This is a genomic window from Methylobacterium longum (assembly GCF_022179385.1).
Lineage (GTDB): Bacteria > Pseudomonadota > Alphaproteobacteria > Rhizobiales > Beijerinckiaceae > Methylobacterium > Methylobacterium longum.
Window position 1 is genome coordinate 1 of the sequence record NZ_BPQS01000017.1, and the last position, 25152, is coordinate 25152.

Sequence of the window (25152 nt, forward strand, 5' to 3'; positions counted from 1 at the left end):
CCGTCATCCTGATCGGCCTCGTGGTCGAGAACCTGATCTTCCAGACCATCGAGCGCCGCACCCTCCAGCGCTGGGGCATGCAGGCCTGAACCGCCCCACGTCCGGGGCCGGATGCGGGCATCTTCCGACCCGCGCGGGGCGTGGGTTGGACGGCATCCGGCATGATCGACTGACGCCAAGTCGGCTGACGCCAAGTCGGCTGATGCCGGCGGGCCGTTGCGGTGGTGCCGGCCCTCGGCCTGCGCTGCGCGTGAGGACGGGCTGGCTCCGGAGCCGGTGAGCGGGGCTGACGCCCCAGCGCGACGGTCCCCGCGTCCGGGCGCGTGAGGATCCGGCGGGCCCAGGACGCGCGTTTCGGGCGCGCCTTTCGGGTGTGCGTTTCGAACGCCGTACACCGCCGATACCGTTCTTCCCCCCCACGGGGGATCGGTACCCGAGCCGCTGCGATGCCGGCCTTCCCTCCGCGGGGTCGCTCGGCGACCGGACCTGCGGCCCGGAGCGCGCTCAGGCGCCCGCCCATGGGTAAATATCCTTCCGCCATTCCAGATTAGAGATCAAAATGCTGCTATGGCGGCGTGCGGCAGCCGTTTTCTTCCTATAGGCTCCGGGATGAGTTCCGGAGCCCCGACACGTGAGTCGTGACGTCCCATCCCGCGCCGCGCCGGCGGCCGTCCCCGGCGGGGACGGCCGGTCGAGTCCCGGCGCCTCGTTGCTGCCCGGGATCGGGCTCTGCGCAATCATCACCGCCCTGGCCATGGCCGCGCAGGCCCTGGAGGAGCGCGTCGCCGGCCACCCCTACGTCGAGGCCCTGGTCCTGGCGATCCTGATCGGCATCGCGGTGCGCACCGCCTGGACGCCGCATCCGCGGTTCCGGACCGGCATCGCCTTCTCGGCCAAGCAATTCCTCGAGGTCGCGGTCGTCCTGCTCGGCGCCTCCCTGAGCCTCGGCGCGATCCTCGCGTCGGGCCCGGCGCTGCTCGCCGGCATCGTCGGCACCGTGGTCCTCGGCATCGCCGCCAGCATGGCGCTCTGCCGGCTGCTCGGCCTGCCGGCCCGGATGGCGATCCTGGTCGCCTGCGGCAACGCCATCTGCGGCAACTCGGCGATCGCCGCCGTGGCGCCGGTGATTGGGGCGGAGCCCAAGGACATCGCCGCCGCCATCGCGTTCACCGCGGTGCTCGGGGTGCTGATGGTGCTGGGATTGCCGCTGTTCGTGCCGCTCGCCGGCCTGAGCGACAACCAGTACGGGGTGCTGGCCGGGCTCACCGTCTACGCGGTGCCGCAGGTGCTGGCCGCCACCGTGCCGGTCAGCCTGCTGTCGACCCAGGTCGGCACCCTGGTCAAGCTCGTGCGCGTGCTGATGCTCGGCCCCGTCGTGGTGGCGTTCTCGCTGATCGCGCCGCGCCTGCCGCGGACAGGGGGCGCGGCCTCCGCGCCGGCCCGGCCGGGCCTGACCAAGCTGGTGCCCTGGTTCATCCTCGGCTTCCTGGCCCTGGCCACCCTGCGCTCGCTGGGGCTCGTCCCCGATCCCGCGGTGAAGCCGCTCACGCAGCTGGCGGGCGTGCTCACGGTCCTGTCCATGGCCGCCCTGGGCCTGGGTGTCGACGTGCGCGTCCTCGCCCGGGTCGGCGGCCGGGTCACCCTCGCGGTCACCGCCTCGCTCGCCGTCCTCGTCGCCCTCAGCCTGGTGCTGATCCGCGCCCTCGGAATCGGGTGACGCCGCGATGCGGGCAGCGGCTGACGACCCCGCGGTGCGGTAGGTATTCCCGGTTCGATCCGCGACCTGTGGCTGTAAAGGCTTCTCGATCGATGATCATCGGCAGGTGAGCGAGCTTTTTCTCGCGCGGGCTTCGATCTTCCTGCATCACGATGCGCCGTCCGTGCCCCGCGGGCTGTCGCGGGCACCTTGACACTGCGGTGGTTTTTGCTTTTGGAACCCCCGGCGTCATCCTCGGAAGCTTTGAGTGGACTCGCGTAGTGCCTGAAAAATATCCCGAGAGCTCGATCAAGCTCGTGACACTGACCGGCGAGATCGTCGCGGCCTACGTGGCGAACAACTCCGTCCCCCCGACGGCCCTGCCGGAGCTGATGACGGGCGTGCACGCGGCGCTGGCGACCCTCGCTGGGGCGCCCCCCGCCGAGGCCGCGCCAACCGTCGAGCCGGCGACCGCGGCGCAGATCCGCAAGTCGGTTCAGCAGGACGGCATCGTCAGCTTCATCGACGGCCGGTCCTACAAGACCCTGAAGCGTCATCTCACCGCCCACGGCCTGACGCCGGAGCGGTACCGCGAGCGCTACGGCCTGCCGGACGATTACCCGATGACCGCCCCCGGCTACGCGGCGCAACGCTCGGCGCTCGCGAAGGCGATCGGTCTCGGTGTCCCGGGCGGACGGGCCGATCAGCGCCGCACCGGCACCGGCGGCTAACCGGCGCCGCGTCGCTCGCCACGGAACGGCAGCACCTGCCCGGGCGCGGATCGGGCAAACCCGGTGAGGTCGGGGCGGACGGGCCGGCCGAACGTGTCGGACCAGCACAGCTTGATGACATGCCCCCGCGCCGTCTCCGATGCGGCGTCGGCGTTCGACTTCGGCAGCTTCTGGTTGCCGGCACCGATCCAGCGCACGATCCGGTGCTCGCGTCCGCGGCGGAGCACCGGGGGCGTCGCCGGTTCGGATCGGCCGCGGACCGTCCGAAGATCGTCTGGCTTGTCTGAGATCGGCACGCTGAACGAATCCCGTCGGCTTTCGAGGCTCGAGCGGGACACGGATAGCGGGTTCGGCCGTGACTCCGCCGGGGTGCTTGACCCTCGAGACCGGCGGTATCCTACCGGGTTGCGCGCAACCGGATAGGGCGGCAGCGTCCAAAAAACTTGTCTCTGCGTCCCAAACGGGAGGACGCGGCGCGCGGGCTCAGGATGCGCGCGCCCCCGGCACCGCCGCCAGGAGGCTGCGCGTGTAGGCGTGCTCCGGCGCGGCGAACAGATCCGCTGTCCCGCGCATTTCCACGACGGCGCCCCGGTGCATCACGGCGATCCGGTCGCAGATCGTGGCGGCCACCCGCAGGTCGTGGGTGATGAACAGCATCGCCAGGGACAAGCGCTGCTTCAGGTCCTCCAGGAGGTCCAGCACCTGCCGCTGGACCGAGACGTCCAGCGCCGAGACCGCCTCGTCGGCCACCAGCACGTCCGGCTCCATGGCGAGCGCCCGGGCGATGCCGATGCGCTGGCGCTGGCCGCCCGAGAAGGCGTTCGGGTAGCGGGCGGCGGCCTTGGGATCGAGGCCGACGAGGTCGAGGAGGGACCGCGCCCGCTCGCGGGCCTCGGCGGCCGGGACCCCGTGGGCGATCGGGCCCGCCGTGATGATCTGCTCCACGGTGCGGCGCGGATTGAGCGAGGCGAACGGGTCCTGGAAGATCATCTGGATGCGGCTGCGCTTGTCGCGCAGCGCCGTCTTGCCGAGGGCCGTGTAGTCGAGGGCCCCCAGCCGGACCGTGCCGCCGTCGGGCTCGATCAGCCGGATCGCGAGCCGCGCGGTGGTCGACTTGCCGGAGCCGGACTCGCCGACCAGCCCCAGCGTCTCGCCGCGGCGGACGTCGAACGACACCTCCTTGACCGCCGCCACGATCCGCGGCTTGCCGAACAGGCCGGAGCGGCCCGAATAGGTCTTGGACAGCCCGGTGACCGACAGAGCGACCGGGGCCGCTTCCACGGCCGCGCGCGGCGGCGGCGTCAGGCTCGGGACGGCGGCGAGCAGCGCCTTCGTGTAGGGCGCCTGCGGGTTCCGCAGCACCGCCTCGGCCGTGCCGGATTCCACGAGCCGCCCGCGCTGGAGCACCGCCACGTGGTCGGCGATCTCCGCCACCACGCCGAAATCGTGGGTGATGAACAGGACGCTCATTCCGCGCTTCCGCTGCAGGTCGCGGATCAGCCGGAGGATCTGGGCCTGGGTGGTGACGTCGAGCGCCGTGGTCGGCTCGTCGGCGACGAGCACGGAGGGCTCCAGCGCCAGCGCCATGGCGATCATCGCCCGCTGCCGCTGGCCGCCGGAGAGCTGGTGCGGGTAGGCCCGCACCGCCTCCTCGGGATTCGGCAGCCCGACCTCGGTGGCGAGCGCCACCGCCCGGGTCCAGCGCTCGCTCCGGGTGAGCAGGTTGTGCGCCTCGAACATCTCGGCGATCTGGTCGCCGATCCGCATCACCGGGTTCAGGGCCGTCATCGGCTCCTGGAACACCATGGCGAGGCGCCCGCCGCGCAGGGACCGCCACGCGGGCTCGTCGAGGGCCAGGAGGTCCCGGCCCTCGAACAGGATCGTGCCGGCGGTCGGCTTCAGCGCCCGCGGCAGGAGGCCGGTCAGCGCGTAGGCGCTCATCGACTTGCCGGAGCCCGATTCCCCGACCACGCACAGGATCTTCCCGGACTCAAGGTCGAGGTTCAGGCCCTCGACCGCGTGCGGGCGGTCGGCGCCCTTGGGGAGCGCGATCGTCAGATCGCGGATGCGGACGACCGGCTCGCTCATCGTGTCAGGCCCTCGCGGTGCGGCGGCGGAGGATCTCGGGTCCGGCCTCGGCCAGATCCCAGAACAGGCCGGCCATGATCGCCAGGCCCTCGCGGGTACCGGAGGCCAGCATGTGCTCGTCGGGCCCGTGCTGGCGGCAGGCCGGGTAGGAATGCGGCACCCAGAGGGTCGGAAGGCCGAGGATCTCCGAGAAGGCGTCGTTCGGCAGCGAGCCGCCGAGATTGGGCAGCAGCGCCGGCTTCTTGCCGCTGCTCGCCTCGATCGATCCTAGCGCCCACTCCACCCAGGGATCCTCCACCGGCAGACGCGTCGCCTGAAACACCTCCGCGGCGCGGGCCGGCCGGACGTCGATCATCGGGAAGCCGTGCGCGTCGAGATGGGCACGGACGTTCGCGATCAGGTTCTGCCAGTCGGTGCCGACCACGAAGCGCAGCTGCAGGGTCGCCTTGGCGTGGGGCGGCACGGCGTTGAGCGGGCCGTCCGGATCGCCGGTCTTGAAGGCCAGCACCTCCAGCGTGTTCCAGGCGAAGACCCGCTCGGCGGGGCTCAGGCCCGGCTCGCCCCAGTCGGAATCGATCGTGGGAGCTGTCGGGTCCTCGCCGACGCGGATGTCGGCCAGCGCCGCGCGCACACCCTCGGGGATCGGAGGCGGCCGCAGGGCCTCGACCAGGATGCTGCCGCGCGCGTCGACCATCGAGGCGATGGCCGAGGCCAGCACCGTGCCGGGGTTGCGCAGCAGGCCGCCCCAGTTGCCGGAATGGTGCGGGCCCTCGCGCAGGTTGAGGCTCAGCTCGAAATTGTAGGCGCCGCGGGAGCCCAGGAAGAGGGTCGGGCGCTCGCCGTTGAGGCGTGGCCCGTCCGAGGCGATCAGCACGTCGGAGCGCAAGGCCTCGGCCTGCTCGCGGCAGAACGGCCGCAGGCCCGGGGAGCCCGATTCCTCGCCCATCTCGATCAGCAGCTTCACGTTGAAGCCGAGATGGCCTTCGCGCACGGCGATCACCTGCTCCAGGGCGGCGAGGTTGAGGACGTGCTGGCCCTTGTTGTCGGCGGTGCCGCGCCCGTACCAGCGGTCGCCCTCGACCACGATCTCCCAGGGGCCGAGGCCCTCGCGCCACTGCTCGGGATAGCCCCGCACCGTGTCGCCGTGGCCGTAGATCAGGACGGTCGGCAGGTCCGCGCCCTCGTGACGCTCGGCGATCAGGAACGGGCCGTGCACCCCGTCCGGGTTCGGGAAGATCTTCGGGGTCTCGAAGCCGAGCCGGGCGACGAGCGGCGCGACGAAGGCGTCGAGATAGGCGCGGAGCGCCGCCTCCTGGCCGGGGGCCTGGCTCTCGGTGGGCATCGCCACCGCCTCCCGCAGGAGGGCGAGGAACGCGCCCGAATCGAAGGCGTCCGTGGCGCGCGCGATGGCGGCGTCTCGCGTCATGGTGTGTTTCCCGTGAAACATTTCGTTAACGTCCCGGCCTGGCGGAGCCGTCAGTTGCGCGCCTCGGGCGCCGTGATGTCGCGCAGGCCGTCCCCCAGGAGGTTGATCGCCAGCACGAGGAGGAGGAGCGCCACGCCCGGAATGGTGATTACCCAGGGCTGGAAGAACATGTACTGCTTGCCCTCGGCGATCATCAGGCCCCAGGAGGGCAGGGGCGGCTGGACGCCGAGGCCGAGGAACGACAGGGCGGCCTCCAGCAGGATCGCGTGGGCCATCTCCAGGGTCGCTACGACGATCAGCGCGTTCATGATGTTGGGCAGGATCTCCTGGCGGATGATCCGCAGGTCCGTGAGCCCCGCGGCTCGGGCGGCCGACACGAAATCCTGGTTGCGGATCTGCTGGGTCGCGGCCCGGGTCACCACGGCGAAGCGGTCCCAGAGCAGGAAGCCCAGCACCAGCACCACCACCTTCAGTGAGCCGCCGACCAGCGCTGCCATGGCGAGCGCCACCAGCACCACCGGCATGGCGAGCCGGGTGGTCACGATGTAGCTTACCACCGAATCGACCCAGCCGCCGAAATAGCCGGCGCAGAGCCCCAGCACCGTGCCGATGAGCCCGGAGATCAGCGCCGCCGAGATCCCGATCAGGAGGGAGATCTGGCCGCCATAGAGCAGGCGGCTGAGATAATCGCGGCCGAGCTTGTCGGTGCCGAGCACATGGTCCCAGGTGCCCTTGGCCTGCCAGATCGGCGGGATCAGACGGCGGGACACGTCCTGCGCGTAGGGGTCGTGCGGGGCGATGAGCGGGGCGGCGAGTGCGGCCAGCACGATCAGCCCGAGGGATCCCGGCCCCGATCAGGAAGCCGGTGTGGCGCAGGCCCCGCCGCAGGATCAGGCGGGTGGGGGAGGGGACCGGCGCCAGCGCGATCGGCACGTCCGGGGGCAGGGCCGGGGCGGCGAGGGCCGCCGTGTCGGGGGGGAGGCTCATGGCGGGCTCCATCCTCAGGCCTGGCGCAGGCGCGGATCGAGGAAGGCGTTCAGGAGGTCGGCCGCAAGTGTCAGGCCGATGTAGATCATGGCCAGAACCAGCACGATCGCCTGGACGACGGGGAAGTCATTGCGGGCGATGGATTCCCAGGCGAGTTGCCCGAGGCCCTGGAGCGAGAACACCGCCTCGATCACGATCGAGCCGCCGAGCATGAAGCCGAACTGCACCGCCGAGAGGGCGATCACCGGGATCACGGCGTTGCGCAGGGCGTGCCGCACCAGGATCTTCCGGGGCGGCAGGCCCTTGGCGCGGGCGGTGCGGACGTAGTCGGAGGCCAGCACCTCCAGCATGCCGTTGCGGGTGAGGCGCATCACCGCCGGCATCGCGTAGTAGCCGAGGGCGACCGCCGGCAGGACGAAGTTCTTCCACGTGGCGTTGCCCGAGACCGGCAGCCAGCGGAGGTTGACGGAGAAGATCAGGATCAGCGTCAGGCCGAACCAGAAGCTCGGCATCGCCTGGCCGAGCACCGAGACGGCGAGCGCCGTCCGGTCGATCCACGTGTCCCGCTTCACGGCGGCGACGACGCCGAGCGGGATCGCTACGAACAGGGCCACGGCGAGCGCGATGATGCCGAGATACAGGGTGATCGGCAGGCGGGCGGCGAGCAGGTCGATCACGCTCTCGCGGAAATAGAAGGAGTTGCCGAAATCGAGGTGCAGGGCCCGCCAGCCCCAGGTGAGGAACTGGGTCAGCAGCGGCTGGTCCAGCCCGTAATCCTGGCGGATCTGGGCGATCTGCGGCCCGGTGGCCTCGGGGCCGGCGATCGCGGTCGCGAGGTCGCCCGAGAGGTGGAGGAGCAGGAAGCTCGCCACTGAGACCGTGAGGGCCACCGCCAGGGCGACCAGCACGCGCCGGAACGTGAAGGCCAGCATGGGTTCAGGCTCCTTCCTGGCGATGCAGATCGCGCCGGATCAGGACGAAGCGTCCTCTCCTCCCCCGGCGATCCCGGGCTTGCCCGGGATCGCTCAAGCTTGTGGGGAGGAGCCGGAGGTGGGGGTGGCGCAGAATCGAGCGGTGCGGTGCCGTCTGCGCCACCCCCACCCCTGACCCCGCCCCGCAAGGGGGAGGGGAAAGGCGTCGCGCCTTCGCGGCCATCCTCACTTCCACGACGCCGCGTAGAAGCGCGGCACCTCGTCGGGCTGGGCCGTGAAGGTCAGGTCCGACGTGAAGGCGTAGTTGGTCGAGTAGGAGAACATCGGCAGGGCGTAGGCCTCCGCGGCGATCCGCTGGAGCGCCTTGGCGTAGGCGGCCTTGCGGGTCTCCGGATCGGTGGAGCCGTCGCCCTCCTGAAGGTCGGCAATGACCTTCGGATCCTTGGTCAGGTCCTCCTCGCCGCCGCGGAAATACACCCCGTCGAAGGCCGAGACGTCCAGGACCGAGAACGAGCCCCAGGTCTGGTAGCCGATCGAGGTCTTGCCGGCCCGCAGGGAATCTCGGAACGCCGCGTAGCGCAGGTAGTTAAGCCGCGCCTTGATGCCGACGGCGCCGAGATAGCCGATCACCGCCTCGGCGTAGTCCCGCTCGCGATAGGCGCCGAGATCGATCTCGAAGCCGTTCGGGTAGCCGGCGTCCTTGAGCAGCGCCTTGGCCTTGGCCGGATCGTAGGGGTAGCGCGTCACCCCCTGGTCGGTGCAGCCGAACTGGTCGACGAAGCACAGCGCGTTCATCACCCGCGAGGCGCCGCGCACGAGGTTGTCGACCATCGCCTTGCGGTCGATGGCGTAGGAGATCGCCTGCCGGACGCGCACGTCCTTGAGGGGCGAGTTCTCCTTGGCGCGACCCAGCGTGTCGAATTGCAGGAAGCCAACCCGCATCGTCTCGGAGTTGAGCACCGTGATGTTCGGCGCGGCGCGCAGCTGCTCGGCCTGGTCGCTCGGCACCCGCCAGATCCAGTCGACGCCGCCGGTCATCAGCTCGGCCATCCGGCTCTCGCCGTCCGGGATGACGCGGAACTGCAGCTTGCCGATCTTCGGTTTCCCGAGGGGGCTCTCCGCCCAGTACCTGTCGAACCGCTCCATGCTGACGCCGCGGCCGCTGTCGACCTTGGTGATCCGGTAGGGGCCGCTGCCGACCGGCGCCTTGGCGAAGCCGTCGAGCCCCACCTTCTTGAAGTAGGCCGCCGGGAAGATCGGCGTCGGGCCGGCGAGATATTCGAGCGCCGCCGGGAACGGCGCCTTGAGGTGGATGCGCACGCTGTGCGGGCCGGTGACCTCCACCGACTTCATCCAGTCGACGTTCTGGCGGGTGACCGTGCGCGCCTCGGGCGTCAGCACGTAGTTGAACGTGAAGGCCACGTCCTCGGGCCCCAGCGGGTCGCCGTTGTGGAAGACCACGCCCTCGCGGATCGTGAGATCCAGCGTCGTGTCGTCCGTCCAGGTCCAGGCGGTCGCCAGAAATGGCTTGTAGGTGCAGTCCTTGGGATCCCGGTACAGCAGCGTGTCCCAGCAGTTCCGGGCGAGGATCACGCCCTCGCGGGCGCTGTTGTGGTACGGGCTGACGTTCTCGGGCTCGCTGTCCGACGCGTAGACCAGCGTGTCGTCGGCCTTGCCGGCGAGCGCCGGATGCGCGGCGATCAGGGTCGCGAGCGAGGTGGCCAAGGTGGCGGCCAAGGTGGCGGCCCGGGTGAGAGTCCGTAGCGGCATGGAGGCTCCGACGGCGCGGCGGACAGGCCCGGCGGATGGTTCCGCGGCTGCCGCCTTTTTCACCCTGCCATGGTGTTGTGCATCTGGGATCGCAACAAGTAGAATTTGGCGAGTGCTGCCTTGCCGTTTCGGCAACGGATGCGGCGAAATAGCTGCTTAGGGGCAGGATAATGCAGACGACCGGGCTGCGCTACTTCCTGGCCGTGGCCCGGACGGGCTCGATCGCCGCCGCCTCGGACCAGCTCAACGTGGCGGCGTCGGCGATCAGCCGGCAGATCGCCAACCTGGAGGCGGAACTCGACTGCGTGCTGTTCGAGCGGCGCCCGCGGGGCATGGTGCCGAGTCCGGCCGGGGAGCTCCTGGCGCAGCACGCCCATCAGGTGCTGATCCGTTCCGAGCAGGTGGTCACGGAGATCCGCGAACTGGAGGGGCTCGCCCGCGGCCTGATCCGGGTGGCGAGTTCCGAGGGGTTCGCCCTCGACATCGTGCCGAACGCCATCGCGGCCTTCCACGCGGCCCATCCCGGCATCCGCTTCGAGGTGACGGTGCTGCCGCCCGCGCAGGTGACCCAGACGGTGGCGGTGGGGGACGCCGATCTCGGCATCACCTTCGCGCTCGCCCCCAGCCCGCAGGTGGAGGTGCTCTATGACGGGCAGGTGGACATGCTGGCGCTCGCCGCCCCCGATCATCCCCTCGCGCGGGCGCCGGCCCTGCGCCTCGCCGACCTGTCGAGCTACCCGCTGGCCCTGCCCACCCGGGACACGACGTTGCGGCAGGTGTTCGACGCCGCCTGCGCCCTCGAAGGCCTCGCGGTCGAGCCGGTCCTGACCGCCAACAAGCTCTCGGCGCTGCTGCCCTTCGTGCGGCGCTCCCGCGGGCTGGCGCTGATGTCGGCCCTGTCGGTGACGACGCCCCTGCGCCTGAACGAGCTGGTCAGCCTGCCGATCCAGGCCCGGGCGAGCCTGTCCCGCGGCATCCAGGTCCAGGCCATGCGCGAGCGGCGGCTACCCCGGGCGGTGCGGGCCTTCCTGCGCCAGCTCACCGACGCGCTGCCGCCGCCGAGCACCGCCGGATAGGCGCGCGGGATCCGGTCAGGCGCCGCGGCCGGACGCGACGGCGCAGCTGTGGTCCATCACGTCCTCGGCGCTGGCGCTGGGTGCCCGGTAGGCGAGCAGGATGAAACCCGGCTCGGGGTCGCCCGGCGGGGTCGCGAGCGCCGCGAAGCTCGTCCGGTGGAGGTCCGGCCGGGCTCCCGGCAGGCTGCGCAGGGCCGCGAACGGGTTGAACTGCGCGGCCTCCGCCTCCGGCACGCGCAGCGCTTCGTAGCGATCGCCCGCGAGGGGCACCGGGAAGCGGCTCCAGGTCCGGCGGACGTGGCGTCCATGGGCGCGGACGGCCTTCAGCACGCTGGGCCTCAGGCAGTCGAGGTGGATGTGGAGCTGGTCCTGGCTTCGGCCCCGGGCCGAGTTGACGGCCAGCCCGACCGCATCGAGCGGCAGCTTCCCGTCCAGCACGCCGGACACGAAGGGGCGCGCGGCGAGCGCCGCCCGCCAGTAGGCGACGCCCGGGGGGCCGCGCAGGACCGGGGCTTCGAGGCCCGCGACGGTGTCTGTGGGCATGACGACGATGTGGGTCGGCTCCCCGGGGGCGCGCAGCACCGCCGAGCCGGGCCGGTCCCGGTCGCCGAGATCGACCGAGAGGCACGGGAAGGTCCGGTTCGCGACCCGCTTGGCGAGGACGCAGGTCTTCAGGGCGGCCCACAGGACGTCCCGGCTCGGATCCGGTCCCGCCGCGGCCGGCGTCGCGACGGCGAAGGCGGCGATGCAGGCGGCGAGCAAGGTGCCCCGGACAGCACCCGGGAAGGTGCTCTGGCAGGGGCCGAGGAAGGCGGCGAGCGGCGCGCGGCGCATGAAGTCCCCCGATGAAGCCGGCGGCGTAGCGGGCTCCCTGGAGCCCGCGATACCCGATCTCGGCCGCGGCCGGAAAGCGTCCGCCTGGCCGGTCCTCGGGACGGCCACCCGCGGCGGCGTCGCCTGGGACGCGAAGCCCCCCTGATCGTCGCGCCGCGCCGCGCTACCTTGGACCCAATCCAGGGTGTCGGCGTTTCCCTGGGGCATCCCGCCTTCGATGGGTCGATCCGCACCGGCCGCCGGTCCCGCCGCGGCCTCGGAGACCGGGATCCCACGTCCTCACAGCCTTGATCTGAACCGGAGAGACTTCATGGTGGGAGCTACCGCCGCAGCGGCCCCCGCGGGCGCCAGGGCCGCGCGGACCGACGAGCCGGTCCTGGCCAGGGTCACCTTCACGGTGAACGGGCAGCGACGCGACCTCGAACTCGACACCCGCACCAGCCTGCTCGACGCCGCGCGCGAGCACCTGCACCTGACCGGATCCAAGAAGGGCTGCGACCACGGCCAGTGCGGCGCCTGCACGATGATCGTCGACGGCCGTCGCATCAACGCCTGCCTGACGCTGGCGGTCATGCACCAGGGCGCCGAGATCGTCACGATCGAGGGGCTCGGCCAGCCGGACCACCTCCACCCGATGCAGGCCGCCTTCGTCCGCCACGACGGCTACCAGTGCGGCTACTGCACGCCGGGCCAGATCTGCTCGGGCGTCGCCGTCCTGGAGGAGATCGAGGCCGGCATCCCGAGCCACGTAACGGCGGACCTCGAGGCCGCGCCCCAGGTCACCGAGGCCGAGATCCGCGAGCGCATGAGCGGCAACATCTGCCGCTGCGGCGCCTACTCCAACATCGTCGAGGCGATGACCGAGGTCGCCGGGAGCCGCGCATGAAGTCCTTCACCTACGAGCGCCCGACGACGCCCGCCGAGGCGGCCGCCGCCGTCGCCGGTACCCCCGACGCCAAGTTCATCGCCGGCGGTACGAACCTCCTCGACCTGATGAAGCTGCAGATCGAGACCCCCCGCCACCTCGTGGACGTGAACGGTCTCGGCCTCGACACCGTCGAGCCGACCGGGGAGGGCGGCCTGCGCATCGGCGCGCTGGTGCGCAACACCGACCTCGCCGCCCATCCGCGGGTGCGCAAGGATTACGGGGTCCTCGCCCGCGCGCTGCTGGCGGGCGCCTCGGGCCAGCTGCGCAACAAGGCGACCACCGCCGGCAACCTGCTTCAGCGGACCCGCTGCCCGTATTTCTACGACACCGCGCAGGGCTGCAACAAGCGCCAGCCGGGCTCCGGCTGCTCGGCGCTCGACGGCGTGAGCCGGCAGCTCGCGGTGATTGGCGGCAGCGCGGCCTGCATTGCCACGCATCCGGGCGACATGGCGGTGGCCATGCGCGTCCTCGACGCCACCGTCGAGACGGTCGACGGCGCCGGAACCGAGCGCAGGATCCCCATCGCCGAGTTCCACCGCCTGCCGGGCGACGAGCCCCAGCGCGACACGACTCTGAAGCCCGGCGAGCTGATCACCGCGGTGACCCTGCCGAAGCCGGTCCCCGGCACGCATATCTACCGCAAGGTCCGCGACCGGGCCTCCTACGCGTACGCGCTGGTCTCGGTGGCGGCCATCCTCGGCAAGAACGGCAGCGGCCACGTCGCCTTCGGCGGGGTCGCCCACAAGCCGTGGCGGGTCGAGGCGGCCGAGGCCGACCTGCCCAAGGGTGCGAAGGCCGTGGCGACCCAGGTCTTCGCCGACGCCAAGCCCACCCACGAGAACGCCTACAAGCTGAAGCTCGCCGAGCGAACCCTCGGCGCCGCGCTCAACCAAGCGAGGGCCTGAGCCATGAAGTTCGATACCCCCGCGGGCCCGAACCCGATCGACCGCCTCAAGGTCGTGGGCCGGCCCACCGACCGCATCGACGGCAAGTACAAGACGACCGGAACCGCGCCCTACGCCTACGAGCGCCACGATGCGGCGCCCGACGCCGCCTACGGCTACGTGCTGGGCTCCGCCATCGCCAAGGGCCGGGTGCGCAGCATCGACACCGCCTCGGCCCGGCAGGCCCCGGGCGTGATCGCGGTCGTCACCACCCTCGACACGCCCCGCATCGAGCGGGGCGTGATGAACGTCGCCTACCTGTTCGGCGGCGACGTCATCCAGCACTACCACCAGGCGATCGCCGTGGTGGTCGCCGAGACCTTCGAGCAGGCCCGGGCCGCGTCCTTCCTCGTCCAGGTCGACTACGCCCCGGAAGCCGGCGCGTTCGACCTCGCGGCGGCGGCGAAGACCGCCGAGCCGGTCCCGGCCGACAGCGGCGAGGGCAGCGGCGGCGACGGCGAGGAGCGGGTCGGCGATTTCGAAGGCGCCTTCGCGCAGGCCCCCGTGACCCTCGACGCGACCTACACGACCGCCGACGAGAGCCATGCCATGATGGAGCCGCACGCCACGACGGCGGCCTGGGACGGCGACCGGGTCACCCTCTGGACCTCGAACCAGATGATCGGCTGGGGCCACGGCAGCATCGCCAAGATGCTCGGCCTGCCGAAGGCCAAGGTCCGGCTCGACGCGCCCTATGTCGGCGGCGGCTTCGGCGGCAAGCTGTTCGTGCGCGCCGACGCGGTGCTGGCGGCGCTGGCCGCCAAGGCGACCGGCCGGGCCGTGAAGGTCGCGCTCACGCGCCCGCTCATCGCCAACAACACCACCCACCGGCCGGCCACGATCCAGCGGGTCCGGATCGGCGCCACGCGGGACGGCACCATCACGGCGATCGCGCACGAGAGCACGTCGGGCAACCTGCCGGACGGCGATCCCGAGACGGCGGTGAACCAGACCAAGTTCCTCTACGCGGGGGCGAACCGCCTGACCGCCATGAAGCTCGCGCATCTCGACCTGCCCGAGGGCAACGCCATGCGCGCGCCCGGCGAGGCCCCGGGTCTGGCGGTGCTCGAAATCGCCATGGACGAGATGGCGGAGAAGCTCGGCCTCGATCCGGTGGCGTTCCGCATCCGCAACGACAGCCAGGTCGTCCCGACCCAGCCGGACCTGCGCTTCTCGCAGCGCGACCTCGTCGGCTGCCTGACGCTCGGCGCGGAGCGGTTCGGCTGGGCCAAGCGCAACCCGAAGCCCGGTCAGGTCCGGGACGGGCAATGGCTTGTCGGCCTCGGCATGGCGGCGGCCTTCCGCGACAACATGGTGATGAAGTCGGGCGCCCGGGTACGCCTGGACTCGCGCGGCACGGTCACGGTCGAGACCGACATGACCGACATCGGTACCGGCAGCTACACGATCATCGCCCAGACCGCCGCCGAGATGATGGGCGTGTCCCTCGATCAGGTCGTGGTGCGCCTTGGGGATTCGGACTTCCCGGTCTCGTCGGGCTCCGGCGGGCAGTTCGGCGCCAACTCGTCGACGGCGGGCGTCTACGCGGCCTGCGTGAAGCTGCGGGAGGCCGTGGCGCAGAAGCTCGGCTTCAACGCCACCGACGCGGTGTTCGAGGCGGGCGAGGTCCGGGCCGGCAACCGCGCCATCCCCCTCGCGGAATCCGCCGCCGGCGGCGACCTCGTCGCCGAGGACACGATCGAGTTCGGCAAGGTCTCGAAGGAGCAGCAGGTCTCGACCTTCGGGGCGCATTTCGTCGAGGTCGGCGTGGACGCCTACACAGCGGAGGTCCGGGTGCGGCGGATGCTGGCGGTCTGCGCGGCCGGGCGCATCCTCAACCCGAAATCCGCCCGCAGCCAGGTCATCGGCGGGATGGTGATGGGCACCGGGGCGGCGCTGATGGAGGAACTGGCGGTCGACACCAAGCGCGGCTTCTTCGCCAACCACGATCTCGCCGGCTACGAGGTGCCGGTCCACGCCGACATCCCGCGCCAGGAGGTGATCTTCCTCGACGAGGTCGATCCCAGGTCGTCGCCCATGAAGGCGAAGGGCGTCGGCGAGCTCGGCATCTCGGGCATCGCCGCCGCGGTGGCGAACGCGGTCTACAACGCCACCGGCATCCGGGTGCGGGATTATCCCCTCACCCTCGACAAGCTCCTCGACCGGATGCCGGACGCGGCCTGACGGCCCGGGGGAGGTCCGCGGCGGATCTCCCCGGGCCCGCTGCGGGGCGCGGCGCGCGGGCGGACGGAAAAGCCGCACGCCCGCGCGCCGCGGCCGCCCTACCTCAGGGTCATGGATCGCACGTTTCCCATGACCCGGGATGCCGGGCTCGAACGCCTGTCGGCCTTCCTGGCCGAGGCCGGCACGGCCTACGCGCAGGCCCGCAACACCGATCGCGGGCCGGACGAGCCGGCGACCACGTCAGTGCTCTCGCCCTATCTGCGCCGCCGGCTCCTGACCGAGGCCGAGGTCGCCGCGGCGGCCACCGCCGCCCTCGGCGCGGAGGCCGCGGCGAGCTACGTGAGCGAGGTCTTCTGGCGGACCTACTTCAAGGGGCACCTCGAGACCCACCCGGAGGCCTGGACCCGCTACCTGTCGGAAGCCGCCGACCAGCGGGCGCGCCTGGCCAGCGAGCCCGGCCTCCGGCGCACCTACGAGAAGGCCGTCGCCGGCCGGACCGGGATCGACGGCTTCGACGCCTGGGCGGGTGACCTCGCCGCGACCGGCTGGCTGCACAACCATGCCCGGATGTGGTTCGCCTCGATCTGGATCTTCACCCTGCGGCTCCCCTGGCAGCTCGGCGCGGACTTCTTCCTGCGGCACCTGCTCGACGGCGATCCGGCCAGCAACACGCTCTCCTGGCGATGGGTCGCTGGCCTCCACACCCGGGGCAAGCCCTACCGCGCGCGGGCGGAGAACATCCGGCGTTTCACGGAGGACCGCCACGACCCGGCCGGCCTCGACGAGGACCCGTCCCCGCTGGCGGAGGCGATGCCGCCCCGGGAGGTCCCGCTGCGCCCCGCCGACGCCGCGCCCGATGGGCCGGTCGCGCTGCTGCTGCACGTCGATGACCTGCATCCGGAGAGCCTCCCCGTCGGCGGCGCCCGCGTGGCCCGGATCTCCGGCCTGCTCGCTCACGCCGAGGGGGTCACCGACCGGGTCCGCGGCGCCGACGGGGCCGCGCTGGCGGATGCTCTGGCCCGCGCCGCCGCGCATTTCGGCTGCGAGGCCGCCCCGTTCCGCGACGGCTGGGCCGGGGATCTCCCGGTGGTGACCGCCTGGGCGCCCCTCGGCCCCTCCGCGGCGGCGCTGCCGCCGGACTGCCTCCGGCTGCGCCGGGACTGGGACGCCCGGGCGTGGCCCCTCGCGACCCGGGGGTTCTTCCGCCTGAAGCGGGCCATCCCGGACCTGATGGCGGCCTGACGGATCCGGCCGGCCGCACGCTCAACCGCCCCCTCCGAACCCGGACGCGTCAGCCATGGACAAGGTCGTGTACTTCCTCGTGACGCTGGTCGAGTCGGCCCTCGGGATCTTCGGCGTGCGGGCGCTCTACGAGCAGCCCGCCTACACGGTGGTCGCGCGCCTGGACCGCGGTGTCGAGATCCGCGCCTACGCGCCGCGGCTCGCCGTCGAGACCGACGCGCGCGGCCAGGGCGACGGCGCGGCGTTCGGACGGCTGTTCCGCTACATCACCGGCGCGAACCGGGCCGGGAGCCGCATCGCCATGACGGCGCCCGTCGAGACGGGCGGCCAGCGGATCGCCATGACGGTGCCGGTCGAGCAGGGGGCGGGCGGCACGATGCGGTTCTTCCTGCCGCGCGCCGTCGCCGAGGCGGGCGCCCCGGAGCCGACCGAGGCGGGCGTCCGGCTGGTCCAGGTCCCGGCCGAGCGGGTGGCGGCGCTCGGCTTCTCCGGCCGCGTCACGCCCGAGGTCCGCGCGGAGCGGGAGGGCGTCCTCACCCGGGTGCTGGCGGCCGCGGGCCACACGGCGGGCGAGGCCCCGATGTTCATGGGCTACGACCCGCCCTTCGCCCTGCCGTTCCTGCGCCGGAACGAGGTGGCCGTCCGGCTGTCGTCCCCTTAACGGGTCCGGCCCGGCGTCCGCCGCCGCGGCGGGCGCTCTACCGCGGGCCGCCGCCCCGGCGCATCGCGATCTCCTGCCCCTGGCTGTCCAGGGCACCCGATGGGGCGAGGCCCTCGTTCGGGATCGGATGCATGCCGTCATGGGCCGTGCGCGAGGACGGTCGCCCGGCACCGCGGGCGCCCGCCGCCTGCTTCAGCGCCAGGGCCCGGCGGGAGCTCGCGACGAGGCGCCCGCGCGCCTGCACGGTCCGCCGACGCTCGCGCTCCTTGCTGGCGCGCTTCACCGCGGCCGCCAGCAGCGCCGCCTTCTCGCGGGTTCCGGTATCGTCCGTGGCCGGGCGCGTGCCGGATGGGGCCGCCTTGCCGCGCACTTCCCGGCGCTGCCGGCGCGACACGTCCCGGGCGCGGTCCCGGCGCTCGCGCAGCCGGGCGATCAGGTCGGCGAGACCGTCGTCATCGGCCTCGCGCAGCCTCGGGTGATGCGAGCGCGCGACGAGGTCGGCCTCGTCGGCGTTCAGGAGGCGGGCTTCCTGGCGGCTCGATACGGACATGGGCATTCCTCCGGGCGGTGATTCTTGCAGTAAATCCGGCGGTGCGGAAGGGTGGGTCTCGCCGCGCGGCGGTCAGGCGGTGCCGCCGAAATCGGGCGCCCGGCGCAGGGCCGTCTCGCGCAGGGAACGGTCGGCGTAGGTGCCCTGCACGGCGGCGCGGCCGCCGTGGTCGAACAGGTCCAGCATCAGGGCGCTGTGGATGAAGCCGAGATGGCTGAAGGCCTGGGGGAAGTTCCCCCGGAACGTGCCGTCCTCCGCGACCTCCTCGGCGTAGAGCCCGACGTCGTTCTGCAGGGCGCGCAGGGCGTCGAAGCGCAGCCGCGCCTCGGCGTCGCGGCCGAGCCACAGCAGGGCGTCGACCAGCCAGAAGGCGCAGAGCAGGAACGTGCCCTCGTGGCCCGGCAGGCCGTCGTCGGTCCGGTAGCGGTAGACGAGATGGCCGTGCCCGAGGCGCTCGATGATGGCGTCGACGGTCCGCGCGAAGGCGGCCTCGTCCACGGGGAAGCCGACCATGGGCGCGATCAGCAGCGCCGCGTCGACGTCGTCCCCGCCGCGATATTGCGGGCGGTAGCCGTCCCGGTGGATCCCGGGCCCGTTCACGAAGGCGACGATGCGGTCGCGCTCCCGGCACCAGGGCTCGCGCGGGCCGAACAGGCGGATCGCCCGGTCCAGCGCGACCCAGTTCATGATCGCCGCGTGGAGGTAGCGCTGCTCCGGCTTGCGGCGCTCCCACAGGCCCGCGTCCGGGCGGTGCCAATGCGCGGCGGAGATGTCGGCGAGCCGGGCGCCGTGGCGGTGCATCGCCTCCGGCAGCGTGCCGCCCAGCCGCGTGTAGAGGTAGAGCAGGTCGAGCACCTGCCCGTAGGCGTCGGCCTGGTGCTGCTCGGCGGCCTCGTTGCCGGCCCGGACCGGGGCGCTGCCCCGCCAGCCCTCGACATGCGCGATCGTGGTCTCGGCAAGCCCGGCCTCACCCGAGACGCTGTAGAGCGGCCGCAGCCGGCCCCTCGCGCGCGCAGAGATCCGCGACGAACCCGAAGAACGCCTCCGCCTCGCGCGGCATGCCGAACTTCTTCAGCACTTAGAGGGACAGGCACGCGTCCCGGATCCAGCAGAACCGGTAGTCCCAGTTGCGGATGCCGCCGACCGCCTCGGGCAGCGACGTCGTGGCGGCCGCGACGATCGCACCCGTCGGCGCGTAGGTTAGCGCCTTCAGGACCAGGGCCGAGCGGATCAGCTCATCGGCGAGCGGCCCGGTATAGGCGGCCTCCCGGGTCCACAGCACCCAGGCGCTGCGGGTCCGCTCCATCAGCGCCCGCGCGTCCGGGGGCGTCTCCGGCAGGGCGCCGGCATAGAGGCTGAAGCTGCGCGCCTGACCCCCCTCCAGGGTGAAGCGGGCCGCCGCGCCGGCGCCGTCCCGCACGAGCCCGACCTCCGCGACGAGGCCCGGGCAGCCCGGCGCCGTCACCCGACCCCCCGCGATCTCGGGCACCGCGAAATCCTCCGCGAAGCCCGCCAGCGGCCGGTAGGCGAGCACCATCGGCACGCGGCCCGACACGCCGCTGACCAGCCGGACCAGGCGGGGCCGGTGCGGCTCGTCCCCTGGCCCGTCCGCCTGGGCATTCGCCGGCCCGACCATGAAGTCGTGCAGGGTCACGAAGCCGTCCCGCGTGGTGAAGGTGGTCTCCAGGATGTTGCTGCGGCTCAGGTATCGCCGCGTCGCCTCCTACCGGCCCGCCGGGCGGATGGAGAAATGGCCGCCCCGCCGGCGGTCGAGCAGCCGCGAGAAGGCCGGGCCGGCGTCGAAGCGCTCCAGGCAGGCCCAATCGATCGACCCGTCGCGGGCGACGAGGGCGCAGCCCTCGCAATTGCCGATGAGGGCGTAGGCTTCGATCGGCTGATGGGGGCGCTGGCCCGGCTCGGACATGCGATCTCCTGGTGGCCGCACCCCGGTGCTCGGACCGGGGCAGCGATGAGGGGTCGGCCCGATCAGGCCCCGAGCCGGAAGGCCGGCTCCAGCAGGCCGCGCGCGCCGACATCGACCAGGACGGTGCGGCCGTGCTCCGGATCGGCGGCGCGGTCGGCCTCGTCCATCCCCTCGTAGGCGGACGTGACCAGCAGCCGGTCGAGGGCGCGGCCCGCGAAGGTCGGGCAGGTCGGCTGCCGCATCGGCACCGGCACGGTGCGGACCCGCTCGCCCGCGGGGCTGTAGGCGTCCAGGCAACCGGCGCCGAAGCGCGCGGTCCAGATCAGGCCCTCGGCATCGACCGCGGCCCCGTCGATGCCGCCCTCCCCGCCGCGGTGGTCGAAATGGGTCTCGGGCTGGCCCTTCGGCAGCCCGGTTCCGGGATCGAGCGCCACGCGGCGCAGCACGCCGACGTCGGTGTCGACGAAGTAGCCGGTCGCGCCGTCCGGCGAGAAGCTGATGCCGTTCGGGATCGTCAGGCCGCCGAAGAGGCGGCGCACCCGCGGGCCGGCCACGTGGTAGATCGAGCCGCGCCCCTTGGCGGCGGCGCGGTCCATCGTGCCGATCCAGAGCGCCCCGCTGGGATGGACCCGGCCGTCGTTGGAGCGGTTCCCGAGCATGTCCTCCTCGAGGGGGCACAGCATCCGGATGTCCCCGTCGCGGATCGCCCGGACGTAGAGGCCGTCCTCGGCCGCGAGCAGCTGGTGCCCGCCGTCGATCGCCGCGACGTCGCTGACCTGGACCGGCAGGACGTGGACGAGCGCCTTCTGGCGGCCGGAGACCGGCTTCTCGAACAGGCGCGCCTCCAGGATGTCGACCCACCACGCCGTGTCGGTGCGCGGATCGTAGCTCGGCCCTTCGCCGAGATGGCAGCGGACCTGGCTGAGGATGCAGGCGTCGTGCAGACAATCCAAATGAGCAATCCCGTTCGTGCCGATCGATGGGTGGGGCGGAGTCCGGCGACCGTCTCAGCAGGCGTCGCAGATGCTGCCGAGGACGGCGTCGAGGTCTTTCTGCCGCTGCGTGCGCCGGTTCGGGTCGTGCTGGGGAGCGGCCGCCGCGCCGGGCGGCACCGTCTGCCCGACGGCCGAGCGGTAGGGGGCGTTGATCGTCGTCTCGGGCCCGCCGCCGGTGCCGGTGTACGGGCCCGCCTGCGCGGCAGCCAGGCTGGCGCCCGCCACGATGAGGCCCAGGATCAGTCCTGCGCGCTTCAGCTTTCCGAGGGGCATATCGGGCGATCTCCTGCGACGATCCGGTTCGTCTGCATCGGGGATGGGCTTGCCGCGTCCCCGCGGCCCTCGGCGGGGCCAGGCGCTGCGCCGGGCCGGCCGGCGGGACGCGGACCGATGCCGGCATCCGCGGGCCGGACGCGATCAGCCGCGGTAACCGCAAGTGATCGTGGCGACGTCACAAGTCCTGCGGGCCCGTCCTCAAGCATTTGACAGTGTCGTGTTGTTCATGAGGCCAGTCTAGGCAGTCGCCGCCGTGCGCGCCGTGCCGGCGCGCACGCAGCGGCGGGGATTAAAAAGCGGCGCGCCCGGAGGCGGCACACGCGCACGGGTCATCGCCTCAGCAGGCACCGTGTCCGGGCCCGCGGACGCGGTTTGGCGAGGGGCCGTGGCCCATGCAGAAGCGTGTTCCCGGTCGTCCTCAACGAGTGTGCGGCCCGGTTCACGGCCGGGCCGGGGCCGTGTATGAGGTTTCGCGACGATCCTCATACCGTGGTCCGTTCATGCTCAAGCCGGCGACCCGCGCCGTCGCCGCGCTGGTGGCGTGCTTCCTCGGCCCGGCGGCGGCCGGGCAACTCACCTATTCTTGGCCGTCGAATGTCGGCCCGCTGAACCCGCATCTCTACGCGCCCAACCAGATGTTCGCGCAGGCGAGCGTCTACGAACCGCTGGTGAAGGTCCGCGGCGACGGGACGGTCGAGCCGTGGCTCGCGGAATCCTGGAGCCTCTCGGAGGACGGGCGGACCTACGATTTCGCCCTGCGCCCCGGGGTCACCTTCAGCGACGGGGCGCCCTTTGACGCGGCCGCCGTCAAGGCCAATTTCGACGCGATCCTGGCCAACCGCCCGCGGCACGCGTGGCTCGACCTCGCCCGGCAGATCGAGGGCACCGAGATCCTCGGCCCCCTGGCCTTCCGCCTCGTCCTGAAGGCGCCGCACGACCCGACACTGCTCGAACTGGCGCTGCCCCGGCCCTTCCGCTTCCTGTCGCCGCGCGCCATGGGGGCGGATGGAACCACGGCCGCAGGCATCAAGGCGCCGGTCGGCACGGGGCCCTGGCGGCTCGTCGACACGCAGCCCGGCGTCTCCGACACGTTCGCGCGCAACCCGCTCTACTGGGGGACGAAGCCGGCCTTCGAGCAGCTCGTCGTCAAGGTCATCCCCGATCCCAACACCCGCGTCGTCGCCCTGCAGACGGGGCAGATCGACCTCGTCTACGGCGCGGCCGGGCAGATCCCGTCCGAGGCCTTCATCCGGCTCCGGGACATGGCGCCGGCCTTCGCCGCCGCGGTGTCGCCGCCGCTGGCGACCCGGGTCCTGGCGATGAACTCCGCGCGCTTCCCGACCGACGAGCGGGCCGTGCGCCGCGCCATCAACCACGCGGTCGACAAGGACACGCTGGTCCGGACCGTCCTCGACGGGCTCGAGCCGCGGGCGGACTTCCTGTTCGCGCCGAGCGTGCCCTACGCCGATCTCGGCCTCAGACCCTACGGGTTCGACCGGGCGGCCGCCGCCCGCCTCCTCGACGCCGCTGGCTGGCTCCCCGGGCGTGACGGGGTGCGCATGAAGGACGGCCGCCGCCTCGCGGTCGAGGTCGATTTCGTCGGGACCAACGCCCAGCAGCGGGCGATCGCGGAGGTGCTCCAGGCGGATCTCGCCCGGGTCGGCATCGAGGTTCGGCTGATCGGCGAGGAGGAGAGTTCGATCCTGGCCCGCCAGAAGGACGGCCGCTTCGGCCTGATCTTCGGCGAGACCTGGGGGCCGCCCTACGATCCGGCTTCCTTCGTGAGCTCCATGCGCGCGCCGTCCCATGCCGACTACCAGGCGCAGGCCGGGCTTCCCGAGAAGCCGAGCCTCGACGCCACCATCGCGGCGGCGCTCGCCGCGACCGACGGAACCGAGCGGCGGCGGCTCTATGCCGAGCTCCTCACCACCCTGCACGAGGCCGCGATCTACCTGCCGATCTCCCATGCGGTGGCCATCGAGGTCCATCGCCCCTCGATCACGGGCGTCGGCTTCGGGCCCACGATCAACGAGATCCCCTTCGTGGCGATGCGGCCGGCGGCCCGGTGACCCGCTCCCCGATGCTCCGCTTCGCCGCCGTCCGCCTCGCGCTGATCCCGCCGATGCTGCTCGGCGTGTCGATCCTCGTGTTCGTGATGCTGCGGCTCGGCCAGGGCGACCCGGCCCTCGACTACCTGCGCCTCTCGCAGATCCCGCCCACCGACGCGGCCCTCGCGGACGCGCGCGTCCTACTCGGCCTCGACCGGCCGCTGGTCGTCCAATACCTCGACTGGCTCCGGCGCGCCCTGCAGGGCGATTTCGGCCTCTCCTACGTCACGCGCCGGCCGGTGCTGCCGGAACTCCTCGGCTTCCTGCCCGCCACCCTCGAACTGGCCGGCACCGCGCTGGCCATCACGCTGGCCGTCAGCCTGCCGCTGGGCGCCTGGGCGGCCGGCCATCGCGGCCGCTGGCAGGACCGCCTCGTGCGGGGGATCGCGGTGCTCGGCGTCTCACTGCCGAACTTCTGGATCGCCTTCCTCCTCGTCGCGCTCTTCTCGGTCACCCTGGGCTGGCTGCCCCCCATGGGCCGGGGCACCGGCCGCGGCACGCTCACCCACCTGATCATGCCGGCGCTGGCGATCTGCCTCATGTCGCTGTCGGTCAACGCGCGCCTCCTGCGGGCGAGCATGCTGGAGGTCGGCGGGGCGCGCCACGTCGTCTACGCCCGCCTGCGCGGCCTCTCCGAGGGCGCGGTGCGGCGCCGGCACGTGTTCCGCAACGCCCTCGTCCCGGTCGTGACCGCGACCGGCATGCATGTCGGCGAGCTCCTGGGCGGCGCCCTCGTGGTCGAGACGATCTTCGCGTGGCCGGGGGTCGGCCGCTACGCGGTCTCGGCGATCTACAACCGCGACTACCCGGTCATCCAGTGCTTCACGCTGGTCATGACCGCGGTGTTCGTCCTGTGCAATCTCGCCGTCGACATCGCCTATGCGTGGCTCGATCCGCGCCTGCGGCTCGGCGGGGAGGAGGCGGCATGACCACCTCCGGATCCCTCCGGGCGGCCCGCCCGGGCCTCGGGCCGCTCGCGGTCCCCGGTGCCCTCGCCGTCGCGATCCTCCTGCTGACGCTCCTCGGCCCGCTGGCCGCGCCGCACGACCCGCTGGCGGTGGACCTCACGGCCCGCTTCGAGCCGTCGAGCCTCACCCATCCCCTCGGCACCGACCACCTCGGACGGGACATCCTGTCCCGCCTGATCGCCGGGGCCCGGACGACCTTGGGCGCCGTCGCGGCCGCCCTCGCCCTGGTGGTGGCCCTCGGCCTCGGCGTCGGTGCCGTCGCCGGCATGCTCGGGGGCCGGACCGACGCCGTGCTCATGCGCCTGTGCGACGTGTTCCTCACCGTGCCGACCTTCGTGCTGGCGCTGTTCCTGATCGGCGCGTTCGGCACCGGCCTCGTCAACGTGATCGCGGCGATCGCGCTGTCGCACTGGGCCTGGTACGCCCGCATCGTCCGGGGCCTCGTCCTCGAACTGAAGACGCGCGACTACGTCCTGGCGGCGCGGATCGCGGGCGCCGCGCCGCCCACGATCTTCGTCGAGCACGTGCTGACCGGCGTCCTGCCGCCGCTCGTGGCGCTCGCCACCCTCGACATCGGCCACATGGCGCTCCACGTCGCCGGCCTCTCCTTCCTGGGCCTCGGGGTTCAGCCGCCGACCCCGGAATGGGGGGTGATGATCAACGAGGCCCGCGCCTTCTTCTGGACCCGGCCCCTGCTGGTCGTCTGGCCGGGCCTGGCGATCGCCCTGGCGGTGCTGGCCTTCAACCGGCTCGGCGACGCCCTGCGCGACCGCCTCGACCCGACGCTCGTGGCGGAGCGCGGGCTGTGAGCCCGCCCGCGAGCCCGCCCCCG

21 protein-coding genes and 2 pseudogenes are annotated in these 25152 nt (G+C 72.5%); 12 read left to right on the forward strand and 11 right to left on the reverse strand.

Translation table 11 applies throughout. From position 1 onward, the window contains the following. Nucleotides 1-631 precede the first annotated feature (631 nt). Nucleotides 632-1717 (forward strand): YeiH family protein, encoded by a 1086-nt coding sequence (locus tag MFF58_RS15950; RefSeq protein ID WP_238289692.1) that lies wholly within the window; start codon nucleotides 632-634, stop codon nucleotides 1715-1717. A 260-nt stretch (nucleotides 1718-1977) separates the two neighbouring features. Then, nucleotides 1978-2427 (forward strand): Ros/MucR family transcriptional regulator, encoded by a 450-nt coding sequence (locus MFF58_RS15955; protein WP_238289694.1) that lies wholly within the window; start codon nucleotides 1978-1980, stop codon nucleotides 2425-2427. Here the strand turns inward: MFF58_RS15955 and MFF58_RS15960 are convergent. The 6 genes and pseudogenes from MFF58_RS15960 to MFF58_RS15985 all read right to left on the reverse strand — a co-directional run bounded on the left by MFF58_RS15960 (nucleotide 2424) and on the right by MFF58_RS15985 (nucleotide 9630). Further along, entirely contained in the window at nucleotides 2424-2654 is a 231-nt protein-coding gene (locus tag MFF58_RS15960; protein WP_238289696.1) for a hypothetical protein, read from the reverse strand. The two genes, MFF58_RS15955 and MFF58_RS15960, sit on opposite strands and share 4 nt — an antisense overlap. Nucleotides 2655-2910: 256 nt before the next feature. After that, nucleotides 2911-4515: an ABC transporter ATP-binding protein gene (locus tag MFF58_RS15965; protein ID WP_238289698.1), complete on the reverse strand. Its 1605-nt coding sequence runs from the start codon at nucleotides 4513-4515 to the stop codon at nucleotides 2911-2913. A gap of 4 nt (nucleotides 4516-4519) precedes the next feature. After that, entirely contained in the window at nucleotides 4520-5941 is a 1422-nt protein-coding gene (locus MFF58_RS15970; protein ID WP_238289700.1) for a M20 family metallopeptidase, read from the reverse strand. 50 nt (nucleotides 5942-5991) lie between these two features. Next, nucleotides 5992-6928 (reverse strand): annotated as a pseudogene (locus MFF58_RS15975) (ABC transporter permease). A gap of 14 nt (nucleotides 6929-6942) precedes the next feature. Further along, nucleotides 6943-7860 (reverse strand): ABC transporter permease, encoded by a 918-nt coding sequence (locus MFF58_RS15980; protein WP_238289702.1) that lies wholly within the window; start codon nucleotides 7858-7860, stop codon nucleotides 6943-6945. Between the two features lie 225 nt (nucleotides 7861-8085). Continuing rightward, nucleotides 8086-9630, reverse strand: coding sequence for an ABC transporter substrate-binding protein (locus tag MFF58_RS15985; RefSeq protein ID WP_238289704.1), 1545 nt, complete (start codon nucleotides 9628-9630; stop codon nucleotides 8086-8088). A gap of 170 nt (nucleotides 9631-9800) precedes the next feature. Between MFF58_RS15985 and MFF58_RS15990 the strand changes: the two genes are divergently transcribed. Beyond that, entirely contained in the window at nucleotides 9801-10706 is a 906-nt protein-coding gene (locus tag MFF58_RS15990; RefSeq protein WP_238289706.1) for a LysR family transcriptional regulator, read from the forward strand. Nucleotides 10707-10721: 15 nt separating this feature from the next. Here the strand turns inward: MFF58_RS15990 and MFF58_RS15995 are convergent, their stop codons facing one another. Further along, the gene (locus MFF58_RS15995; RefSeq protein ID WP_238289708.1) at nucleotides 10722-11540 is read right to left on the reverse strand and encodes a CDP-diacylglycerol diphosphatase; all 819 of its coding nucleotides are present in this window, start codon (nucleotides 11538-11540) and stop codon (nucleotides 10722-10724) included. Here MFF58_RS15995 and MFF58_RS16000 point away from each other — a divergent pair. From MFF58_RS16000 to MFF58_RS16025, 6 genes are all read left to right on the forward strand, one after another. Then, entirely contained in the window at nucleotides 11539-11685 is a 147-nt protein-coding gene (locus MFF58_RS16000) for a hypothetical protein (RefSeq protein WP_238289710.1), read from the forward strand. The two genes, MFF58_RS15995 and MFF58_RS16000, sit on opposite strands and share 2 nt — an antisense overlap. A 165-nt stretch (nucleotides 11686-11850) precedes the next feature. Further along, nucleotides 11851-12426, forward strand: a complete 576-nt coding sequence (paoA, locus tag MFF58_RS16005) for an aldehyde dehydrogenase iron-sulfur subunit PaoA (protein ID WP_238289712.1) — start codon at nucleotides 11851-11853, stop codon at nucleotides 12424-12426. Beyond that, nucleotides 12423-13373, forward strand: a complete 951-nt coding sequence (locus tag MFF58_RS16010) for an FAD binding domain-containing protein (protein ID WP_238289714.1) — start codon at nucleotides 12423-12425, stop codon at nucleotides 13371-13373. The genes paoA and MFF58_RS16010 overlap by 4 nt, the downstream gene beginning before the upstream one ends. Before the next feature lie 3 nt (nucleotides 13374-13376). After that, nucleotides 13377-15596, forward strand: a complete 2220-nt coding sequence (gene paoC / locus MFF58_RS16015; RefSeq protein ID WP_238289716.1) for an aldehyde oxidoreductase molybdenum-binding subunit PaoC — start codon at nucleotides 13377-13379, stop codon at nucleotides 15594-15596. A gap of 129 nt (nucleotides 15597-15725) precedes the next feature. Beyond that, complete coding sequence (locus MFF58_RS16020) at nucleotides 15726-16838, forward strand: FAD-binding domain-containing protein (protein WP_238289717.1); 1113 nt, start codon at nucleotides 15726-15728, stop codon at nucleotides 16836-16838. A gap of 55 nt (nucleotides 16839-16893) precedes the next feature. Beyond that, nucleotides 16894-17499, forward strand: coding sequence for an SOUL family heme-binding protein (locus tag MFF58_RS16025; protein WP_238289719.1), 606 nt, complete (start codon nucleotides 16894-16896; stop codon nucleotides 17497-17499). A 37-nt stretch (nucleotides 17500-17536) separates the two neighbouring features. On the opposite strand, the gene MFF58_RS16030 is transcribed toward MFF58_RS16025, so the two are convergent. The 4 genes and pseudogenes from MFF58_RS16030 to MFF58_RS16050 form a co-directional block, all read right to left on the reverse strand. Continuing rightward, the gene (locus tag MFF58_RS16030) at nucleotides 17537-18049 is read right to left on the reverse strand and encodes a hypothetical protein (RefSeq protein WP_238289721.1); all 513 of its coding nucleotides are present in this window, start codon (nucleotides 18047-18049) and stop codon (nucleotides 17537-17539) included. A 72-nt stretch (nucleotides 18050-18121) separates the two neighbouring features. After that, nucleotides 18122-19973: pseudogene (locus tag MFF58_RS16035) on the reverse strand (glycoside hydrolase family 15 protein). 62 nt (nucleotides 19974-20035) lie between these two features. Then, nucleotides 20036-20926 carry an SMP-30/gluconolactonase/LRE family protein gene (locus MFF58_RS16045; protein WP_238289725.1) on the reverse strand — a complete coding sequence of 297 codons (891 nt, stop codon included), beginning with the start codon at nucleotides 20924-20926 and terminating at the stop codon, nucleotides 20036-20038. A gap of 54 nt (nucleotides 20927-20980) precedes the next feature. Continuing rightward, the gene (locus MFF58_RS16050; RefSeq protein ID WP_238289726.1) at nucleotides 20981-21241 is read right to left on the reverse strand and encodes a hypothetical protein; all 261 of its coding nucleotides are present in this window, start codon (nucleotides 21239-21241) and stop codon (nucleotides 20981-20983) included. 503 nt (nucleotides 21242-21744) lie between these two features. Between MFF58_RS16050 and nikA the strand changes: the two genes are divergently transcribed. Genes nikA through nikC form a run of 3 tightly spaced genes read left to right on the forward strand, consistent with a single transcriptional unit; the run spans nucleotide 21745 to nucleotide 25129 of the window. Then, a complete protein-coding gene (gene nikA / locus MFF58_RS16055) occupies nucleotides 21745-23313 on the forward strand; it encodes a nickel ABC transporter substrate-binding protein (protein ID WP_238289728.1) in 1569 nt (522 codons plus the stop codon). 11 nt (nucleotides 23314-23324) lie between these two features. After that, nucleotides 23325-24281, forward strand: coding sequence for a nickel ABC transporter permease subunit NikB (gene nikB / locus MFF58_RS16060; RefSeq protein ID WP_238289729.1), 957 nt, complete (start codon nucleotides 23325-23327; stop codon nucleotides 24279-24281). After that, complete coding sequence (gene nikC / locus MFF58_RS16065) at nucleotides 24278-25129, forward strand: nickel ABC transporter permease subunit NikC (RefSeq protein ID WP_238289732.1); 852 nt, start codon at nucleotides 24278-24280, stop codon at nucleotides 25127-25129. Before nikB ends, nikC begins: the two co-directional genes overlap by 4 nt. The last annotated feature ends 23 nt before the right edge of the window (nucleotides 25130-25152 follow it).

What these genes read in the sequence shown, in the direction of transcription:
- MFF58_RS15965 (WP_238289698.1), bottom strand. Translation starts at nt 4,515, where the DNA reads ATGAGCGAGCCGGTCGTCCGCATCCGCGATCTGACGATCGCGCTCCCC.
- MFF58_RS15970 (WP_238289700.1), bottom strand. Translation starts at nt 5,941, where the DNA reads ATGACGCGAGACGCCGCCATCGCGCGCGCCACGGACGCCTTCGATTCG.
- MFF58_RS15980 (WP_238289702.1), bottom strand. Translation starts at nt 7,860, where the DNA reads ATGCTGGCCTTCACGTTCCGGCGCGTGCTGGTCGCCCTGGCGGTGGCC.
- MFF58_RS15985 (WP_238289704.1), bottom strand. Translation starts at nt 9,630, where the DNA reads ATGCCGCTACGGACTCTCACCCGGGCCGCCACCTTGGCCGCCACCTTG.
- MFF58_RS15990 (WP_238289706.1), top strand. Translation starts at nt 9,801, where the DNA reads ATGCAGACGACCGGGCTGCGCTACTTCCTGGCCGTGGCCCGGACGGGC.
- MFF58_RS16000 (WP_238289710.1), top strand. Translation starts at nt 11,539, where the DNA reads ATGAAGTCCCCCGATGAAGCCGGCGGCGTAGCGGGCTCCCTGGAGCCC.
- MFF58_RS15995 (WP_238289708.1), bottom strand. Translation starts at nt 11,540, where the DNA reads ATGCGCCGCGCGCCGCTCGCCGCCTTCCTCGGCCCCTGCCAGAGCACC.
- paoA (WP_238289712.1), top strand. Translation starts at nt 11,851, where the DNA reads ATGGTGGGAGCTACCGCCGCAGCGGCCCCCGCGGGCGCCAGGGCCGCG.
- MFF58_RS16010 (WP_238289714.1), top strand. Translation starts at nt 12,423, where the DNA reads ATGAAGTCCTTCACCTACGAGCGCCCGACGACGCCCGCCGAGGCGGCC.
- paoC (WP_238289716.1), top strand. Translation starts at nt 13,377, where the DNA reads ATGAAGTTCGATACCCCCGCGGGCCCGAACCCGATCGACCGCCTCAAG.
- MFF58_RS16020 (WP_238289717.1), top strand. Translation starts at nt 15,726, where the DNA reads ATGACCCGGGATGCCGGGCTCGAACGCCTGTCGGCCTTCCTGGCCGAG.
- MFF58_RS16025 (WP_238289719.1), top strand. Translation starts at nt 16,894, where the DNA reads ATGGACAAGGTCGTGTACTTCCTCGTGACGCTGGTCGAGTCGGCCCTC.
- MFF58_RS16030 (WP_238289721.1), bottom strand. Translation starts at nt 18,049, where the DNA reads ATGTCCGTATCGAGCCGCCAGGAAGCCCGCCTCCTGAACGCCGACGAG.
- MFF58_RS16050 (WP_238289726.1), bottom strand. Translation starts at nt 21,241, where the DNA reads ATGCCCCTCGGAAAGCTGAAGCGCGCAGGACTGATCCTGGGCCTCATC.
- nikA (WP_238289728.1), top strand. Translation starts at nt 21,745, where the DNA reads ATGCTCAAGCCGGCGACCCGCGCCGTCGCCGCGCTGGTGGCGTGCTTC.
- nikB (WP_238289729.1), top strand. Translation starts at nt 23,325, where the DNA reads ATGCTCCGCTTCGCCGCCGTCCGCCTCGCGCTGATCCCGCCGATGCTG.
- nikC (WP_238289732.1), top strand. Translation starts at nt 24,278, where the DNA reads ATGACCACCTCCGGATCCCTCCGGGCGGCCCGCCCGGGCCTCGGGCCG.